Annotated in this window: 15 protein-coding genes and 1 tRNA gene; 2 read left to right on the forward strand and 14 right to left on the reverse strand. The window is 37.9% G+C overall.

What is annotated here, in order from left to right; genetic code table 11:
* Window positions 1-199: 199 nt before the first annotated feature.
* From gltA to EHLA_RS09325, 4 genes are all read right to left on the reverse strand, one after another.
* The gene (gltA, locus tag EHLA_RS09310; RefSeq protein WP_096240487.1) at window positions 200-1,597 is read right to left on the reverse strand and encodes an NADPH-dependent glutamate synthase; all 1,398 of its coding nucleotides are present in this window, start codon (window positions 1,595-1,597) and stop codon (window positions 200-202) included.
* Window position 1,598: 1 nt separating this feature from the next.
* Entirely contained in the window at window positions 1,599-2,432 is an 834-nt protein-coding gene (locus EHLA_RS09315) for a sulfide/dihydroorotate dehydrogenase-like FAD/NAD-binding protein (RefSeq protein ID WP_021906398.1), read from the reverse strand.
* Between the two features lie 185 nt (window positions 2,433-2,617).
* Window positions 2,618-4,291 carry a glutamine--tRNA ligase/YqeY domain fusion protein gene (locus tag EHLA_RS09320; RefSeq protein ID WP_173854282.1) on the reverse strand — a complete coding sequence of 558 codons (1,674 nt, stop codon included), beginning with the start codon at window positions 4,289-4,291 and terminating at the stop codon, window positions 2,618-2,620.
* Between the two features lie 82 nt (window positions 4,292-4,373).
* Window positions 4,374-5,042 carry a cell wall hydrolase gene (locus EHLA_RS09325; RefSeq protein ID WP_157908570.1) on the reverse strand — a complete coding sequence of 223 codons (669 nt, stop codon included), beginning with the start codon at window positions 5,040-5,042 and terminating at the stop codon, window positions 4,374-4,376.
* 275 nt (window positions 5,043-5,317) lie between these two features.
* On the opposite strand from EHLA_RS09325, the gene EHLA_RS09330 reads away from it, so the two are divergent.
* A tRNA-Thr gene (locus tag EHLA_RS09330) sits at window positions 5,318-5,390 on the forward strand.
* A 164-nt stretch (window positions 5,391-5,554) separates the two neighbouring features.
* Here the strand turns inward: EHLA_RS09330 and EHLA_RS09335 are convergent.
* From EHLA_RS09335 to EHLA_RS09370, 8 genes are all read right to left on the reverse strand, one after another.
* Complete coding sequence (locus EHLA_RS09335) at window positions 5,555-7,459, reverse strand: BglG family transcription antiterminator (protein WP_096240493.1); 1,905 nt, start codon at window positions 7,457-7,459, stop codon at window positions 5,555-5,557.
* A gap of 118 nt (window positions 7,460-7,577) precedes the next feature.
* Complete coding sequence (locus EHLA_RS09340) at window positions 7,578-7,940, reverse strand: PTS glucitol/sorbitol transporter subunit IIA (RefSeq protein ID WP_021906394.1); 363 nt, start codon at window positions 7,938-7,940, stop codon at window positions 7,578-7,580.
* A 153-nt stretch (window positions 7,941-8,093) separates the two neighbouring features.
* Window positions 8,094-9,113 carry a PTS glucitol/sorbitol transporter subunit IIB gene (gene srlE / locus EHLA_RS09345; RefSeq protein WP_096240495.1) on the reverse strand — a complete coding sequence of 340 codons (1,020 nt, stop codon included), beginning with the start codon at window positions 9,111-9,113 and terminating at the stop codon, window positions 8,094-8,096.
* A 34-nt stretch (window positions 9,114-9,147) separates the two neighbouring features.
* Window positions 9,148-9,693, reverse strand: a complete 546-nt coding sequence (gene srlA, locus EHLA_RS09350) for a PTS glucitol/sorbitol transporter subunit IIC (RefSeq protein WP_096240497.1) — start codon at window positions 9,691-9,693, stop codon at window positions 9,148-9,150.
* A 14-nt stretch (window positions 9,694-9,707) separates the two neighbouring features.
* Entirely contained in the window at window positions 9,708-10,157 is a 450-nt protein-coding gene (locus EHLA_RS09355; protein ID WP_021906391.1) for a transcriptional regulator GutM, read from the reverse strand.
* A 58-nt stretch (window positions 10,158-10,215) separates the two neighbouring features.
* Window positions 10,216-11,016, reverse strand: a complete 801-nt coding sequence (locus tag EHLA_RS09360; protein WP_021906390.1) for an SDR family oxidoreductase — start codon at window positions 11,014-11,016, stop codon at window positions 10,216-10,218.
* A gap of 444 nt (window positions 11,017-11,460) precedes the next feature.
* Entirely contained in the window at window positions 11,461-11,964 is a 504-nt protein-coding gene (locus EHLA_RS09365; RefSeq protein ID WP_173854357.1) for a shikimate kinase, read from the reverse strand.
* A 76-nt stretch (window positions 11,965-12,040) separates the two neighbouring features.
* Entirely contained in the window at window positions 12,041-13,195 is a 1,155-nt protein-coding gene (locus EHLA_RS09370; RefSeq protein ID WP_096240503.1) for a ComEC/Rec2 family competence protein, read from the reverse strand.
* Window positions 13,196-13,418: 223 nt separating this feature from the next.
* Between EHLA_RS09370 and EHLA_RS09375 the strand changes: the two genes are divergently transcribed.
* Window positions 13,419-14,174, forward strand: a complete 756-nt coding sequence (locus EHLA_RS09375; RefSeq protein ID WP_096240505.1) for a hypothetical protein — start codon at window positions 13,419-13,421, stop codon at window positions 14,172-14,174.
* A 225-nt stretch (window positions 14,175-14,399) separates the two neighbouring features.
* Here EHLA_RS09375 and EHLA_RS09380 read toward each other — a convergent pair whose 3' ends face one another.
* Window positions 14,400-15,326 (reverse strand): site-specific integrase, encoded by a 927-nt coding sequence (locus tag EHLA_RS09380; protein ID WP_096240507.1) that lies wholly within the window; start codon window positions 15,324-15,326, stop codon window positions 14,400-14,402.
* A 61-nt stretch (window positions 15,327-15,387) separates the two neighbouring features.
* Entirely contained in the window at window positions 15,388-18,366 is a 2,979-nt protein-coding gene (locus tag EHLA_RS09385) for a type I restriction endonuclease subunit R (protein ID WP_096240509.1), read from the reverse strand.
* Window positions 18,367-18,398 lie beyond the last annotated feature (32 nt).

An 18,398-nucleotide genomic window follows, 5' to 3' on the forward strand; every position in this document is an offset into this window, starting at 1 on the left:
TTTATTGAGAAGTTTAAGGTTTTTCCGCTAATTTGTAGTTTTTAAAATGAACAGAACCTCCGGAATTTATAGTATGTAAAAATGCGCCTTAGAGCAAGCTCTTAATGCGGGTGAGCATTAAGAGTGCAGTGATACGAAGCATTTTACATACTATAAATTTCGGAGGTTCGTCCGTCTTATTCAAACTGGTAAATCAGAATTATTTACTTGACAATTTCTCATCAATTGCAGCGGCAGCTTTCTTTCCAGCTCCCATAGCAAGGATTACTGTAGCAGCTCCTGTTACAGTGTCTCCACCAGCGTAAACGTTCTCTTTGGAAGATTCCATTGTTTCTTCGTTTACGATGATTCCACCCCACTTCTGGCACTCAAGACCTGGTGTTGTGTGACGGATTAATGGGTTAGGGCTCTGGCCGATCGCAACGATTACTGTCTCAACATCAAGGATGTAGTTAGAGCCTTCAACCGGTACAGGACGTCTTCTTCCAGATGCATCTGGCTCGCCGAGTTCCTGTTTGATGATCTCCATTCCTTTTACCCAGCCGTTATCATCACCAACGATCGCAGCAGGGTTATTTAAGAACTTAAAGATGATTCCTTCTTCTTTTGCGTGATGAAGCTCTTCTAAACGGGCAGGAGCTTCTTCTTCGCTACGACGGTATACGATATAAACTTCTTCTGCACCAAGACGTTTTGCTGTTCTTGCTGCATCCATAGCTACGTTACCAGCACCTACTACGGCAACTCTCTTTCCAACCTTTACTGGTGTTGGAACTTCTGGGAACTTGTAACCTTTCATAAGGTTTACACGAGTAAGGAACTCATTAGCGGAGTATACTCCAAGTAAGTTCTCTCCCGGAATATTTAAGAATCTTGGCAGACCTGCACCGCTTCCTACGAATACTGCCTCGTAACCGTCTTCCATCAGTTCATCGATTGTCACAGAACGTCCAACGATTACGTTTGTCTCGATATCTACACCAAGATCTTCTACGCTCTTGATCTCTCTTGCAACTAAGGCTTTAGGCAGACGGAATTCAGGAATACCGTAGCTTAAAACACCACCGGCTTTATGTAAAGCTTCAAATACTGTTACATCGTAACCTTTCTTAATCAGCTCGCCTGCACAGGTGATTCCGGATGGACCAGAACCTACTACAGCAACCTTCTTACCGTTCTTTTTAATCTCTGCCTTTACTGGTGCAGCATGTTCCATATGATAATCTGCAACGAAACGCTCCATACGTCCGATGGCTACCGGCTGTCCCTTGATACCACGCACACATTTACCTTCACACTGGTTCTCCTGTGGGCATACACGTCCACAGATTGCAGGAAGTGCATTTTCACTTGTGATGATCTCATAAGCAGCTTCAAAGTCTCCTTCTGCTACTTTCTCGATAAATCCTGGAATTGGTACATTTACCGGACATCCGCCTACACAAGGTTTATTCTTACAGTTTAAACATCTTGTTGCTTCTTCCATCGCCATCTCAGCAGTATAACCAAGAGCAACCTCATCAAAGTTTTTATTTCTTACGTCTGGTGCCTGTTCCGGCATTGGAACCTTTGTCAGACTCATATTCTTCTTTGCCATCTTATGCTTCTCCTCCCAGTGCCATCATCTTACATTCGTGTTCTTCTTCTTTAAACATTCCCTGACGCTTCATACATTCATCAAAGTCTACAAGGAATCCGTCAAAGTCCGGTCCGTCTACACAGGCAAACTTTGTCTCTCCGCCGATCGTAACACGACATCCACCGCACATTCCTGTTCCGTCAATCATGATCGGGTTCAAAGATACCATTGTATGAAGATCAGCAGGTTTTGTAACATTCACAACATTCTTCATCATGATCAGTGGTCCGATAGCGATACACTCATCATAAACTTCTCCTTTATCTAAAAGATCCTGAAGAACCGTTGTAACAAATCCCTTTGTTCCTTCACTTCCGTCATCTGTTGCTATATAAACATTCTCACAAAATTCGCGGAACTTATCAGCCCATAAAACGTACTCTTTGCTCTTACCACCAATGATAACATCTACTTTTGTTCCGTTCTCAGCCAACTTACGAAGCTGTGGATACAGAGGGGCAGCTCCAACACCACCGGCAACACCGATGACTTTGTTCTCTCTCTTTTCAAGAGATGCAGGTACTCCGAGAGGACCTACAAAGTCTGCCAGATACTCGCCTTCTTTCTTCTGGCTTAATAGAGTTGTTGAATATCCTAAAATCTGATAGATAATAGTAACAGTCTCTTTTTCTCTGTCATAATCTGCGATAGTAAGTGGTACTCTCTCACCATCTTCATCCACACGAAGAATGATGAACTGTCCAGGCTCACATTTACGTGCTACGAAAGGAGCATGGATTTCCATCAGTTCTACAACGCTGTTGAGCGTTTCTTTTTTTACGATTTTGTACATACGGTTACACCTCACTCATAATCTCGCCAATCTAAGTAACTAAATTTTAGCGTGCCTTTATTATTACATGAACAAGAAAAAAACTCAAGTAAAAACCGCAGAAAATGAGTCTTTCTGCGGTTTTCTGCTTTTATCCTGTCATAAATATAACGATAAGTTCATAACAAATCCCGAGAGCTTACACCTTATTTTTTGGGTTTATAAGAGCTCTTCAGAGAAACAACTCGGTTAAATACCAAATGATCCTCTGTACTGTCTTTTGCATCACAGCAGAAATATCCCTGTCTTACAAACTGGAAACTATCATAAGCCTTGCTATCTTTCAGACCAGCTTCTAACTTACATTCCGGAAGAATCGTCAGAGAATTTGGATTTAAATTAAGACTTCCATCCTCATTGTAAACACCCTTCTCTTCATCCACAATGTTCTCATATAAACGAACTTCTGCATCTACACATTCATCTGCACATACCCAGTGAATCGTTCCTTTTACTTTACGTCCGGTAAATCCGCTTCCGCTCTTTGTTTCCGGATCATACGTACAGTGGATTTCTGTCACTTTGCCGTTCTCATCTGTAATGTAATCTGTACATTTTACAAAATAAGCATTCATAAGACGAACTTCATTGCCCGGATACATACGGAAATATTTCTTTGGAGGGTCAATCATAAAATCATCTCTTTCGATATAAAGTTCACGACCAAAGGCAACTTTACGACTTCCCAACTCCTCATTCTCTTTATTATTCTCTACATCCAGGTACTCAATCTGTCCTTCCGGATAGTTTGTAATAACAACCTTTACAGGATCAAGAACTGCCATCACACGAGACTTCTTAAGTTTTAAATCATCACGAATACAAAATTCTAACATCGCATAATCTACAGAACTCTGTGCTTTAGAAACACCTGCAAGCTCAATAAAAGTACGGATAGCATCCGGGGTAAAACCTCTTCTTCTAAGAGCTGCGATGGATACGAGACGTGGATCATCCCATCCATCTACGACACCATCTTCTACTAACTTTTTAATGTAGCGCTTTCCGGTAATTACATTGGTCAAATACATTTTTGCAAATTCAATCTGTCTTGGAGGCTGTTCGAAACCAACTTCTTTTACAACCCAGTCGTAAAGAGGTCTGTGGTCTTCAAATTCCAGCGTACAGATAGAATGTGTTACACCCTCGATTGCATCTTCAATTGGATGTGCAAAATCATACATTGGATAAATACACCATTTATCTCCTGTATTATGATGTGTCATATGTGCAACGCGGTAGAGAATCGGATCTCTCATGTTAATATTACCGGCAGCCATATCAATCTTTGCTCGAAGTACTTTCTCTCCATCTGCAAATTCACCATTCTTCATCTTTTCAAAAAGTTCAAGATTCTCTTCTACAGAACGGTTACGATATGGGCTTTCTTTCCCAGGTTCTTTTAATGTTCCTCTGTATTCACGAATTTCTTCTGCGGACAGATCACAGACATATGCTTTTCCTTTCTTAATCAAAGAAACGGCTGCCTCATACATCTGATCAAAGTAGTTGGATGCAAAAAACAGTCTGTCTTCATAATCTGCCCCTAACCACTGCACATCTTTCTTAATAGATTCTACGAATTCCATTCTTTCTTTTGTAGGATTCGTATCATCAAAACGCAGATTAAACTTGCCATGATACTTCTGTGCCAGCCCATAGTTTAATAAAATAGACTTTGCATGTCCGATATGAAGATATCCGTTTGGTTCCGGAGGGAATCTGGTCATGACATGATCATACACACCCTCTTCTAAATCTTTATCAATCGCCATCTCTATAAAATTTTTCGATACTTTTTCTTTTTCTTCCATTCTCATCCTCCTGTAATTCTATAAAGGCTTCGATTCCCTTTAACTGCGTTCTATCATATCATACTTATTTTTCCTGTACAAGTGAAAATCAACGGTCTTCTTCTTTATAGAAGTAAGTATTGTCTCCAATCTGCCCATATTTCTTATAACCTTTCAGCTTTTTATACGAAGAAGCACGAAAATACATGATATAAGAAGGCAGATTTCTTTTTTTGCCGGCAAGCGCATCGTCTACCGCCTGTATACATTCCTGAGATGGCTTTCTGTCTATATATGGATATGTCTCAGTTTTTTTGTCATAATATGCACTAAATTGTGCCTTTTCCCTCACTACATCCATTAAATCATCCGGATATTTGTCAGATTCTAAACGATTTAACATACAGCTAATCACCGCTAACGAACCTTCGTACCCTGTATCACATTCCATAGAAACCACTTTATAAAGAATCTGGCGGTCACCGGCACTGATTTCATTATCATATTTTACCGGAACCGCCATCGTCTCTTTTACTTTTTTCTTATTACTTATTTTATTACTTTTCTCATTACTTTTTTTATGATTCCTCTGCTTTTTTATTTCTGTCTGTTTTTTCTCTTGCTGAAGCTGTAAAAAAGTACGCCCTTCAAAAGAAATCCAGTCGTCCGCTACAAATGGAAAAAGCATCTGTGATGCACTGACATTCTGAAACCAAAAAAGCCACAACACTAACACCAGTAAAATATGCCTGTAATTCCCATGTTTTTTTCTATTCATATTTTTCTCCTGTCTTATTATTTCGCTATCGCGATTTCTAATAATATATGACAAGAAGACAAAAAATATGCATTTTTGATTTTTTGACCTTGGTATCATAAAAGGTATTTTTTCCCTGATTTGATGTCACGAATTACTCCGTATTTTAACCTTTTGACCCTGGTATCATCATATTGTGCCAATAGTACATATTTTTTAAAAATTTAATAAAATTCCGTTGACAAACCGAATAGGGCATGATAGAATCCTTTTTGTCAGGTTTGTATATCTGAATTGCTGATGTAGCTCAGTCGGTAGAGCGTCGCCTTGGTAAGGCGGAGGTCTCGAGTTCAAGTCTCGTCATCAGCTTATATCTATGCTGAAAAAGAAAAAGAGAGTTATCCAATGAATATTATTGGATAATTCTCTTTTTCATTATATATACCAAATGTGAAATGAGATATACCATGTACTATTAGGGAATCCTTGTTATAGTACATGGCTGTTTTTGCAACATTCTCTTAAGCAGACAATTAATTTCTTTTATATAATACCTTCATAAAATCAATATAATTCCCTGAATGCGTAATTTTTTCAATGAGCTCATCATTTTTTACAAGTGACATAATCTCATCATAGACACAGATCAAAAGATTTTCATCTCGAATTTCTTCCGGGAGCGCCAGCAAAAACACAACTTGAATATTGTCATTTTTATATGGCATCGGCTCACGAAATACTCCCACAGATAACACAATGGCATCTCCTGCCTTTTGTACAGCATGAGGAATCGCAATATTGTCAATGATCATACTGGATTTCGATTCTTTTTCCCATACCCGTTCTTTGAAGTCTTCATCAACATATCCATTTTGACAAAGAGTATCCATCATCTGGTCTAAAGCGGAAATATAATCTTTTTGTTCTGAAAGATTAAAAAAGGTATCTTCTTTTAAAATATTAGCCATTACATACCAATTATCATCAAGAATCACCGCATCTGTTCCTTTACAAAACTTCGCCTGGCGAAGCTTGTTTTTCAGTTCATTCTCATCAAAAATCTCATGAATATAAATAACCGGACATTCACATTCTATCATGTGCTCCGTTGTACAGATTACAATATCATACTGATCAAGAATATCACTGACTGCTTCAGACGGTGCCAGTATATCAAGCTGACTGCTGCTGTCAACTACTTTACGAATCTGCACAGCAAATAACTGTGCTGTAACTCTTCCCTTATCGCTGATCACTGCAATCTTTTGCTGCTTTTGATTCAAAGTATTTACTTCAAGGAACACCCCAAAATAAGCTGCCAGATACCCAAGTTCTGCCTGTGTCACTGCAACTTCCGCTTCCTCACCGATTACTCTCGCCGCTATTTCTGACATTTTAAATGCAAGCGGATATTTGTAATGAATGTCTTCAAACATCGGATTATCAATGTGTACATTATAACGAAGCCTGTTTATCATAAACATAATATGATACATAAACTTCTCTGCAAATTCATGAGGATCGATTGAAATATTTAATTCCAGACGAATCCCCTCTACAATCTTTTTCAGTAATGGCTGAATCTTCTCATCGAGTTCTATGCTATACATATTTTTACTGTCTGCAGGTGTACGCATACCAATGATCGGCAGAAAAACAAATATTTTTTCTTCTATTGGAATTTCAATGTAAAATTCTTTTGAAAGATTATCAATTAACTGATTCACAAATGAAAAACTGTTTCTTGATACTAAATTATAATACTTTTCCGGCATACGGGTAATGATATGTCCCGTAAGAAAACGATCAAACATTAATGTCATATAGTTCTCAAACATTTTCTGTGTTGATTCTTCAAAATTCTGTTCAGCCAGCGCTTCTCTGATCCCCTTTAGCATCAATTCATCCTGGGGATAATTCTGATAAATAGAGTCAAAAAGATTCTCCATAACAAACTTTCGAATATTAAGTTCCGAACCGGCAAGAGCTAATCCCTTACTGGTCTTTCCAACAATCTCAAGCTCGTAGTCTTCCATTGTCTGGCGAAGCTTTTTTAAATCGCTGATTAATGTACTTCGCCCTATGTTCATCTCATAAGCAAGGTCATCTGTAAGTACCGGCTCCATCGCTCTCATAAGCTTCGCAAAAACATACTCCTGTCTCTTGTGGGAAGAATTCATCAAATCATCTGTTTCTATAATACGGGCATACGCATTTTGAAAGTCTCTCGTATCAAACACTCTAAGACCGCACTTTCCCTGATTAATTTCTATCAGGCCACTGTTTTTTAATTCTTTGTTAATGTCTTTTATATCATTCCGAACTGTACGCTCACTCACGCCAAATCGTTCTGCCAGTGTCTCAATATTTAATGTAGAACTTTTTCGCAAAACAGACAGGATGTTAGCCTGTCTGTTGTCACCAAATAAATTTTTCATACCTTGTCCGTTATCCTTTTCAGATTTTCTGGTTATGTTTTGGTTTCGTATTAATATTTTCTGTAATTATTCAGAATCCATTCACCAAAACGAATCATCAATAATTCTGAATTACTACTTATTCTATAATCTGGATTGTTGTACCGATCTTGATTTCCGGAACTGGTTTTTCCTCTACATAAAGAGTTCCCGGAAGTTCTGCTTCTGTCATGCCATTAAAGCGGATCGTACAATGACCCAGACCTGCGAGTGTTACCGGTGCCTCTTCTCCGACACAGGTAATCTTATATTCATTTTCATCAATTTTTAATGTCTGTCCTGCCTTGATTTCTCCATTAATCGGATTCACATCAACAGAGTAACAATAATCTCTTAATTCTGCCGGAGCACTGTCTCCAAAAATAATAATGAAGTCTCCTCCATTCATCATCATAATATCTTTTCCAAGTTCTTTTACTTTGTTCTCATAAATTATAGCCATGATTCTTCTATCCTTTCTACAGTTTGCTCCTTTTAATTGTAACACATTCTCCAATACATGTAAGAGCTAATTTTAATATTTTATTCAAGTCGAGCAGGATGCCGGAGCATTCCTCTTCTCTGACATCCTCTATTTACTTTTTGTTTTATTTACTTAAGCGTATAATCCAAAACTTGCTGCATATGCAATTAATACACGAATCCAGCCTGTTAAAAATCTGGAATACATAACGGAAAGTACACCAACTTCAATTGTTTCAGGCTCTGCTTCAGCAAGTCCAAGACCTACTGGAATAAAGTCACATGCACCCTGGCAGTTGATTGCAAAAAGTGCTGGAAGTGCAAGCTGAGGAGCAATGTTTCCTTTTCCAATTTCTGTTCCGATCAATGTACCAACAATCTGTGCAATAACCGCTCCAGGTCCAAGTAATGCAGATAATCCAGGAATAGAACAAATGACACCAAGAGCAACCAGTCCAAAAACATTTCCTGCTAATGGAGTCAGTAATTTTGCAAATGCATTACCAAAACCAGAACCGTTAATGATACCTACTAACAAAGATACAAATGCCATGAACGGAAGAAGTGTTGTGATACATGTCTGAATCGCATCACGACCTGCCTGATAAAATGTATTTACAAACTTACCAACACCTAAACCTACTTTTGTGATGATAGATTTGTTTTCCTGTGCAGCAAGTGTTTCTGATACTTTCTGATCTGCATTAAACTTCACTGTTTTTTCTTCCTTCTTCTCAGAAGTCTCTACAGACTTTGCAGCTTCTTCTACATCTGCTTCATCTGCAAGAGAAATCTGTTTGGATGTAACAGCAGATACATAGATATCTTCTGTGATAAAGTTTGCAAGTGGTCCTGATTTACCTACCGGCATAACGTTTACTGTTGGAATTCTTTTCTGTGGATAAATACCACAGCGTAATGTTCCTCCACAGTCTACGATAACCATAGCAAGTTCTTCTTCTGGTGCTGAACCATGGAAACCATCTACTGGTGTCATTCCACTAAGTTCTACGATTTTCTTCAGACATTCCGGTGCAGTTCCACCACCGGTAATATACATAACTTTATTTTTCTGTTCTGTTGGACGGATGATCAACGGTCCGCCAAATCCCTGTGGGCCTCTTTCTATTCTGATTGCTCTTAATTCTGACATTTTCGTTCCTCCCTTATCGTTCCTTCTAATCTTCCTATGCCTTTAATGTGCGGCTAAGTTTTACACCCTGCTGCTTCTCTACATATCTTGTAGTAAATTCTGTCACCCATCCTGAAATAAAGTTTGCTACAAGACCAACTAAAAGATAACGTACTGCTAATGGTGTTGTATCAAGATTTAATGCAGAGATACCATTTGCGATTCCAAGCCATACAAAAAGCTCTGAAGCATTGATGTGTGGAAAAATACCGTTGTTTGTATGACAGTGATATGTTGCAGATGCATAGTATGCTGGCTTATAAAATTCTGGCATGAACTTACCCATGGAAAGAGCCATTGGGTTACCTAACATAAATGCAGATACAAATGGAAGTACCAGATAACGAAGAATCGGATTCTTTGTACATACTTTTGCAAGTTTATTTACAGATTCATTTCCTGCTAATGCGATGATCGCATTCATTAATAATAACAGCATCAAGACAGTTGGAATAATTCCTGTAACCCAGCTTACAAACTGCTCTCCACCCAATGTAAAAAGATTCATAAATCCTGACGCTAATTTAACTAAAATATTCATAGTTACCTCCCTCTTTACGCTCCTGCGCGTCGATTAAATAGATTTGTTACGATATTGCCTGCTTTCTGGAAATTGGAAGGAGGCTGTGCTATTTCTTCTCCTGCTATATATTTCTTATAAGTCAGCGCTGCGTCCTCTACTGCTTTTCTCAGATTTCGATGACCTTTTTCTACATCATCTACAGATAATTCTCCAATGTATCGTCCTTCAAATCCCGGAAAATTTTTCACTCTCGCCAGAAATGTTGTCCCTTCTATCTTTTTGGATTCCTGAATAATCCCCTCATCATCTATGCGGAACATTACAATTGCTCCTGCATGGAATCCTCCGGACTTTCTGCCGATTGCCACCTTGCCCTTCCGTCTCATTCTGACAAATTCATTATTGAAATTCTTCATCTGAAAACTGCTTAACACAAATTGGATCACAAATGCAAGTCCAATCACCAACGCCATCTTTATCATAGCGGACCTCCTTCTTCTCTCCATTTTCCATTCCTATGAAGTAATTATCCTGAAGTAATTATCCTCTGGACTTTCCTCCGGAAATGTTAACTGTTGTTCCTGTGATGTAGCTTGCCTGATCGGATACAAGGTATGCTACAAGGCTTCCTACTTCATCAAGCTTTCCATCTCTTCCAATTGGAATTACTTTACTGTAGTCTGTAGATAAATCTTCTGGTTTTACCCCTCTTGTATAAGCTAAAGCTTCATTGTAAGCAGCGGTACGAAGTCCTGTTGCTTCCATGATACCAGGAGCACATGCAACAACTCGTACATTGTACTTTCCAAGTTCCTTTGCCCAGGAACGAGTAAAGCTGTCTACTGCTCCCTTTGTAGCAGAGTATGCTGACTGACCCTGAGAACCTTCTTTTCCGGACTCGCTGGACATATTAAGAATAACTCCATGTCCCTGTTTTACGAGTTCTCTTGCAACTGCCTGTGCACAGAGGAATACGCCCTTTACATTAACTGCAAACATTTTTCCGAAAGAATCTTCGTTTAATTCGTACTCTGGTTTTTCTCCCTTTACATCAACAAGCAGTCTTGGAAGATTAATTCCTGCATTATTTACTAATGCATCGATCTTACCATACTTTGCAAGAACAGCCTGTACCATCTGGTTTACACTTTCCGGATCAGTAACATTACACTGTACACAATATGCTCCGTCAAGCTCATCTCCTGTCTTTACATTAAGATCGACTGCAACTGCCTTTGCTCCAACCTTTACAAGTGTGTCTACTACGTGTTTTCCGATTCCGGAAGCACCACCTGTTACGATAACAACCTGTCCGTCTAATCCCAGCCAATTTCCATTCATCATGTAATCCTCCTTTTTTAAATCTGCTTTTAATTTTTGCCTGTGGCTTTGTAAGTGTTTTTTGTAAGTGTTTCAAGCACTTTTTGTTTACAACGCCATTATAGTAAGAATTACCTGTTTTTTTAATACGTCCTTTTTCGAGCTTTCTGAAAATCAATTATCTGTCTGATTTCCCTGCTTGTGAAAAGAATTAATACACCTGGTTTCCCTGACTGTGAAAAGGATTAGTATGTCAGATTTCCCTAGCTGTGAAATCTGGCAAACGAAGCAACGTCACCAAAAGTCACAAATCGAAAAAAGCCATTATGCAACAACTACCTCCCAACCATCTGATAATATATATTCTCATATTTATTAGATGGTAATATAAAGCAGCTTTTCATAACGACTTTCTAATCTCGTTTCACACACTGACATGCCGATTAGTATCAGCCTATGAATATGCTAACAAAACTTTTCTTTCAGCAATTCCAGTGTTTCTTCAATTCCTTTGTTATCTTCATCAATGATAACATCCGCATATTTCTCATAGAGAACACTTCTCTCTTCGTATAGATCAAGCAATGTCTGCCCTTCTTTTAATGCCACACCTCTTCCTTTTAAATCGCCAAGACGCTTTGACAAAATCTCATACGGACAGCGAAGATACACAATCTGGCATGTCTCTTTATAATGTAACATCGCTTCTTCACAATATACCGCACTTCCACCTGTTGCTATAACAGAATGCTTCGCATCCACATCACGATTCACCTGATTCTCTACCGCAAGAAAACCATCATGCCCCTTTGTTGCGATAATATCCTTCAACAACATTCCTTCCTGTTCCTGAATCAAAAGATCCGCATCTAGAAACTGATAACCGATCTCCTTTGCCAAAATAACACCGATCGTACTCTTCCCTACACCGGGCATACCGATCAAAACAATACTTTTTCCGTCTTTCATCATAATACTCTATCGTTCTCCTTTATCATATCTTTATTCTCTTTCATTCCATATCTGTAAATCTGCAAATCCTCATCTACGGTTCGCATACTTTACAGGCTTCATACCCTTCCTTTATCAAAGTATTCCTGCTTTTTGAAGATGTAATACGATTCTCCTCATTCATCTGCTTTACAAAACGACAGGATGGCAGATGGAACTTACCTGTGTCTTCATTTATAACATAAGACACCTGTGTTTTGGAAGTATTTTTTGAACTATCCCCTAACTTTCCCTTAGAAATATTCTTCGATGAGGAATTCCAGTTAGACGAAGAACCCTTTGGCTCTCCCGGTGTCCAGGTTGTATCCGGAGAAGCATTCCATGTAATATTCTTTCCATCGCTATATGCCACAATCGTTCCCTGATTATCGGTACGGAATGTCTTAATCCCTCTGCTTCGGAAATTAGTTAATGTCTGGGCAGAAGGATGCCCGTACTTATTCCCCTCACCACAACTGATTACCGCATAAGAAGGATGTACCTTATCAAGAAAATCATCACAGGAACCCGTCTTACTTCCATGATGAGATGCCTTATATACATCTGCGGAAATATCTTCCCCCTTCGCTAACATATCTTCCTCTGCTTCTTTCTCTGCATCACCTGTAAACAAAAAACGATTCTCTCCGTATTGAAGTACCATTCCAATCGACCAGTTATTCGTCTCATCTCCATAGCCCTTCACCGGAGCAATCACTGTAAAAGACGCATCTCCTAATGTATATGTTTCTCCAGGCTTTGGCGCCTGTGCCCTCTGATTCTTAGACTTCAATGCCTGCATAACATCATCATATGTTTTCGTATCCGAAGTCACTCCCGGCATAAAAATCTTCTTACAATCAAACTTATAAACTACAACATCAAGACCTCCGATGTGATCCGCATCCGGATGGGTACCGATAACATAATCAAGCTTCTCTATACCCTGACTGTTCAAATAGGACTGCACCGCTGTTCCCTCACTGTTATCGCCCGCATCAATCAGCATCGCATGATCCCCAGCTTTTATCAAAGTAGCATCTCCCTGTCCTACATCAATAAAATGTACTTCCATACCGGAATCTGACTGCTCCGTCTTCCCGGAAATCTGGCTGCCACTCTCAAAAAGTTCAGCCGAATTGCCCGAACTGCATCCTGCTATAAAAAGAGCCAGAAGTGCTGACATTAAAATCACTTTTATCTTTCTCATATGCGTCCTCCCATCTAGCAAACGTATGTTTGTTCATTATCATATCGTATTTTTACAGAAAGGTCAATAGCCTTTTACCCTTTTCTTATCATCACTTGCCATATTTTGTTTTTATTTACTGTATATTTTTATTAATTTTTTACAGGAACACATCATATAAATCAATTGTTTTTTTCACAAAAATACGATATGATGATAAACAATTAAGAAAGGAATGTGTGTTATGTTTGAAATGTTTGCTACCATTGTAGCCGCATGCGTTGCCGCTATCTATGGTCTTTCACGATCTGTTTTTATGACCGGCGTACATCGTAACCTTTACCGCGCCGCATTTATCGGTATTATCATTATCATATATGTTACTTACCGTATTCATCATTATATCAAGTTTCAGAAAATAAAAAAACTGCATGTTGATCTTGATGATTATCTTTATTATGATAAGTACACTTCTCCACTTTATCGGGCAGGTTACTTTATCAGTTACCTTATACAGAATATTCTCTTTGATTACACTTACATGAAGAGAAACTTTAACTTCTGTAAAGGTCTTGACGTTTACGATGGAGGCGTAAGCGAATACTATATCAAGTTCCGTAATACGTGGTACCGCTATTTGAAGCTCACCCTGATGCGCCACCGCATCTCATTAAAGAAGTTACAGGCATTTTCCTGTGACATGAAAAATGAGATGATTATCGCTGCTTTAGAAACACCAGAAGAAAAAGAACTGTATCATGCCTTTGCCAAAGAGGCCGAATGTCATTTTCAGGAGCACGAGACTCTTAACAAACAAACTCTCGCACAATTTGCAAATTATGCCGAGATCACACCTATGTTTCAAAGAAATATATTAAAGCATTATCATGCTCTTGCCTATTCCCTTAAAAAGGAACCAGAGTTGGTTGCAATGGTGAAAAAGCAGGAATTCCGTAAAGAAAGAGATGTCAATGACTTTAAAAAGACTAATTTTCGATAGACAATAGTAATTTGCCATAGGCAAAATGGACATTCTCAAAGACAAAAAATACCCTATATTTGTGGCCTCGGAGCAAGGTTTGGATGCAAGCACATAAAGCGAGCGTTCAAACCGCTGCAACTAAAGCCACAAATATAGGGTATCTTTTTTTCTTATCGGGTGTCTATTTATTAAAGACTTAAATAGTAGTTATTCAGCGTAAGTATTTCTTTTATCATTTTAAGTTTATAATCCAGATAAAGTTCTCATTATTAAATCTACGTCTTTATTTTCAAGTTCTTGAATAATATGCAGATATGTCTTCTGTGTGGTCGTCATACTTGCATGCCCTAATCTTCGTGCAACACTGGCAATAGATACTCCGGCAAATAACAATAACGACGCATGCGTATGCCGAAGACCATGAATAGAAATTTCGGAAATGCCACATTGTTTACAATGTCTTGTAAGGACATCATTAACTGTAGAATTATAAATTTTCGATTCACCTACAAAAATAGGTTCATCTTCTGGCAACCCTTTTATCAACTCTGAAAACTTAACTACTATTTGCCAGTCAATCTGAATCTTTCTTACCGATGACCTGTTCTTAGTCGGCAAAAACCCTCCTTCTCCTTTGTAGTCCCAAGTCTTACTTATTGACAAAGCCTGTCTGGCAAAATCAAAGTCAGATGGTGTAATCGCAAGAGCCTCTGAAAAGCGCATTCCTGTTTTTGCAACTAAAAGTATAAACCAATCCCAGTTTGGTTCTTCTGAAAGATCTAAGTTAGCAATTAATGTATGTAATTCAAACTGGTTTAAATATTTTATCTTTTTTGCTCTCGGTGTTTTTCCTTTAATAATTGCCTTTCTGGTAGGGTCTCTTTCAATCATACCTTCATCTAATGCATCTAAAATTGCTCCTTTGAGCTGATGATGAAAATCTAATGTAGTCTGTCTCTCATGCTCTTTCGCATAATCATTTAAAATCTGCTGATATGCTGTTCTTGTCAACTCAGAAACTTTTAATTCTGGTGCTAGTTTCTGTATCCACTTCTGAGTCATTAAATACTTCGCCATTGTAGCTTCTCTTATCGCACCTTTCTTATACACATCAACCCACTGTGCGTAGTATTCATAAAAGAGAGGTGAATTATTTGTGTTATTAAGCATAAGTTCCCTCCATCCCCTGAAATTACTTACGCTGATACAAACATTTATATAATGGACCTTCTTACATATGTGCTATTAACGGCTTAATTTCTTTCTCCAGTGTCTCCTTCAGTTCCGCTATCATCCGGGAATAATATTTGAACTTAGGTAAAGCTTTCTCTTGCTCTGCCTTATAACTAGTATAATCAACATTCTTTTTAATTACACTTTCATTAGGAATTTCACCGTTCCTGTAATGCATTGCCGCATACATTACATCACCTTTCATTGCATACCAGCTTTCACAAAATTCAGAAACAACTTTTTCTATGCAATCCTGCTTCATATTTTCTACAATATTAAGAATAGACTGTCCCTTATATTTTGTTTCATCTTTTTCGATTTCTTCTATCAAATCAGACATAATATCTGCTACTTTTTCATTATCCTTACGTAATTCCTCTACATACTGTTTTGCTTCATCTATCTTCTTCTGTCTTTCTTCTTGTGTTATATCTTCTTCCTCTTCTGTTGATGTAACAATATTTTGAATAAGATTGATGATGTACTCATAATCAATTTTTGTATTACTATATGCCATCAATTCATAATCCTGATCTACCTCCGTCTCCTCTACGGCAGTTTCTGAATCATTCGCTTTTTCTTCTCGAATTTCCTCTATTACATTTTTATAATGTCCTACATAATCATCATATTCCTGCTCGGTAATTCCATATTGTTCAAGCATACTGTCGTCATAGTTTGTAAAGGATTTTAACTGGGCAAACAGACTGTCAAAAGATTGGAACATCTTCGCAAAAATCTTCTTTTCTTTCATAGACATTTCAGGGATTTCCGAAGGACTCTCGGCACAAACTCTGAGCGCGGAAAGGGCTTTGCGAAATGCCGGTTCTACCTCTTCCCATTGTGCTAAAATTGCAATTCCTGTACTACCTGCTGAGTATAATTTTATTGCATTATCAACACTTTCTTTAAATAACTTCGGAGCTTGAAAGGTTACAATCTGCCCATTGCGTTTATTTTTGTCAAAAATACGATTCGTTCTTGAAAATGCCTGTATCAAATCATGTGGTCCCATCGGCTGTCTGTCAATAAAAATGGTGGACAGACAAGGTGCATCAAAACCTGTTAATAAGCGATCTACAACGATAACCAAATCTAGCTGTTCATTTCTACTCTTAAACTTTGCATCCTTTCTCGCCAGTCTTTTGTTAAGGTTTCCATTATAGCCCTGTATCTGTGATAATTCATATTTGGTACCAAACATTCCATTATAATCATCTAAAGACTTTTGCATTTTCTGTTGGTTCACGCAGGAACCTTCTTCATTTTCTGTTACAGAATATGTGATTGCAAACTTAGGAAAATCCGGCAATACCTGCTTTATCTTTTCATCAATTTTTAATGAAGATTCCCCATTTTTTATTTTTGTCAGTAAATCATAATATTTCTGTGCTAATTGAATGGAACTTGTTGTAAGAAGTCCCTCATAAGTCTTGCCTTTTCCATTTTGAAATCCCAATTTATGATAGGATTTATTAAGAATAATATCAAGCACCCGTAACATATGCGTTTCATTATCATATACTCTGCCATCTGTTTCATCTGTTACATTTTTCGGGCCATTATGTTCCACCTGAAAACCTAATACCGCCCTGTCTTTAATAGCATTTTGTATCGTATATTTATGAAGACATTTTCCATACAATTTTTCTGTCGTTCTTGGCAAATCTCCCAACTGTGGATATGGATTTTCTGCAAACCGAGGCGTTCCGGTAAAACCATACCACAAAGAACGTCCAAAAAATCTTTCTAATTCTCTTTTCGTCTTTGGTGTAACAGCTCTATGACATTCATCTACAACAAATGCAATTTTTAAATTTTTAATTTTCTGATATTCTGGTGTATCCTCCTTTAGCCTTTTACTAATTAAAATCTGCATTTTCTGAATCGTTGTAACAATAACCTGCCTATCTTCAGATTTTAGCTTTTTCTTTAAATCATTTACATTATCGGTCTCATCAACATCCACCAAATCATTATTGGCATATGCCTGAAAAGCCATTGTTGTCTGTGTATCTAAATCTTTTCGGTCAATCAGAAAAATTGCTTTATCAATTGCCGGAATATCCATCAATAAATTTCTGGTTGCTTTATAAGAAGTTAATGTCTTCCCTGATCCAGTCGTATGCCATACATAACCAGATTTTCCCGTTTTTGAAGCCTCTCTTATAGATTCAATTGCATGAATCTGATATGGTCGAAGTAAAATTAACCGCTTTGCATCTTCATCTAAAACCGTATATCTTGCAATCATTTCATGTGCTTCCGGAATTCTGAGTACACTTTTTGCAAAATCAAGATAATCAGATACAGAATTATTCTCCTTGTCCACCCATCCGCTCATAAACTTCGGATTCAATTCCGTATCCCCTGCTGCCGCAAAATATCTGGTATCTACGCCATTGCTGACAACAAACATCTGCACTGCTGAAAAAATACCAGTAAACTTACCTTCTCCGATGTACTTTCTAATCTGCCAAAATCCATCCTTATAAGAATGCTGCTTATTCTTCAATTCTATATGTATCAATGGAAGACCGTTAATCATCAATGTCACATCAAAACGCCTGTCTCTGGTTGATGCCGTACTATCTTCCTCTGTTTTTAATGCGCTGTACTGATTTATCACCTCATAAACACTACTTCCACCAGCTATATGTTCATGATTCATGACTACAAGATGCAATCTTTCCGTATCCCTTTGCACATGAACCTGTACTTTTCCGTTTTCACCAACCAACCATTCTCCAGCCTTATAAAAAGAAGAAAACTGTAATTGGTTCTTAACCTGTTCAAATTCTGAATCCGAGAGCAGTTCTCCGTTCAATCTGTCTTTATTATTCTGCTCAAGAATATATTTAAAATTTGCCCATAAATCCGCTTCCGTTTTTAAATCTTCTCTATAGGTCCACTGAGATTCTCCGTAAACTAATTGCTCTATCAGTTTTCTTTCTATTGTTGATTCTAATTCTGGCATTTGGTAATCCCCCGTAATAATATTCTATTTCT

Source organism: Anaerobutyricum hallii (assembly GCF_900209925.1).
GTDB classification, from domain to species: domain Bacteria; phylum Bacillota; class Clostridia; order Lachnospirales; family Lachnospiraceae; genus Anaerobutyricum; species Anaerobutyricum soehngenii.

Coding starts and splice junctions, on each gene's coding strand:
- EHLA_RS09370 (WP_096240503.1), bottom strand. CDS start 13,195: ATGAGAAAGATAAAAGTGATTTTAATGTCAGCACTTCTGGCTCTTTTT.
- EHLA_RS09325 (WP_157908570.1), bottom strand. CDS start 5,042: ATGAATAGAAAAAAACATGGGAATTACAGGCATATTTTACTGGTGTTA.
- EHLA_RS09360 (WP_021906390.1), bottom strand. CDS start 11,016: ATGAATGGAAATTGGCTGGGATTAGACGGACAGGTTGTTATCGTAACA.
- EHLA_RS09375 (WP_096240505.1), top strand. CDS start 13,419: ATGTTTGAAATGTTTGCTACCATTGTAGCCGCATGCGTTGCCGCTATC.
- EHLA_RS09380 (WP_096240507.1), bottom strand. CDS start 15,326: ATGCTTAATAACACAAATAATTCACCTCTCTTTTATGAATACTACGCA.
- EHLA_RS09385 (WP_096240509.1), bottom strand. CDS start 18,366: ATGCCAGAATTAGAATCAACAATAGAAAGAAAACTGATAGAGCAATTA.
- srlA (WP_096240497.1), bottom strand. CDS start 9,693: ATGAATATTTTAGTTAAATTAGCGTCAGGATTTATGAATCTTTTTACA.
- EHLA_RS09320 (WP_173854282.1), bottom strand. CDS start 4,291: ATGAGAATGGAAGAAAAAGAAAAAGTATCGAAAAATTTTATAGAGATG.
- srlE (WP_096240495.1), bottom strand. CDS start 9,113: ATGTCAGAATTAAGAGCAATCAGAATAGAAAGAGGCCCACAGGGATTT.
- EHLA_RS09365 (WP_173854357.1), bottom strand. CDS start 11,964: ATGAAAGACGGAAAAAGTATTGTTTTGATCGGTATGCCCGGTGTAGGG.
- EHLA_RS09335 (WP_096240493.1), bottom strand. CDS start 7,459: ATGAAAAATTTATTTGGTGACAACAGACAGGCTAACATCCTGTCTGTT.
- EHLA_RS09315 (WP_021906398.1), bottom strand. CDS start 2,432: ATGTACAAAATCGTAAAAAAAGAAACGCTCAACAGCGTTGTAGAACTG.
- EHLA_RS09340 (WP_021906394.1), bottom strand. CDS start 7,940: ATGGCTATAATTTATGAGAACAAAGTAAAAGAACTTGGAAAAGATATT.
- EHLA_RS09355 (WP_021906391.1), bottom strand. CDS start 10,157: ATGATAAAGATGGCGTTGGTGATTGGACTTGCATTTGTGATCCAATTT.
- gltA (WP_096240487.1), bottom strand. CDS start 1,597: ATGGCAAAGAAGAATATGAGTCTGACAAAGGTTCCAATGCCGGAACAG.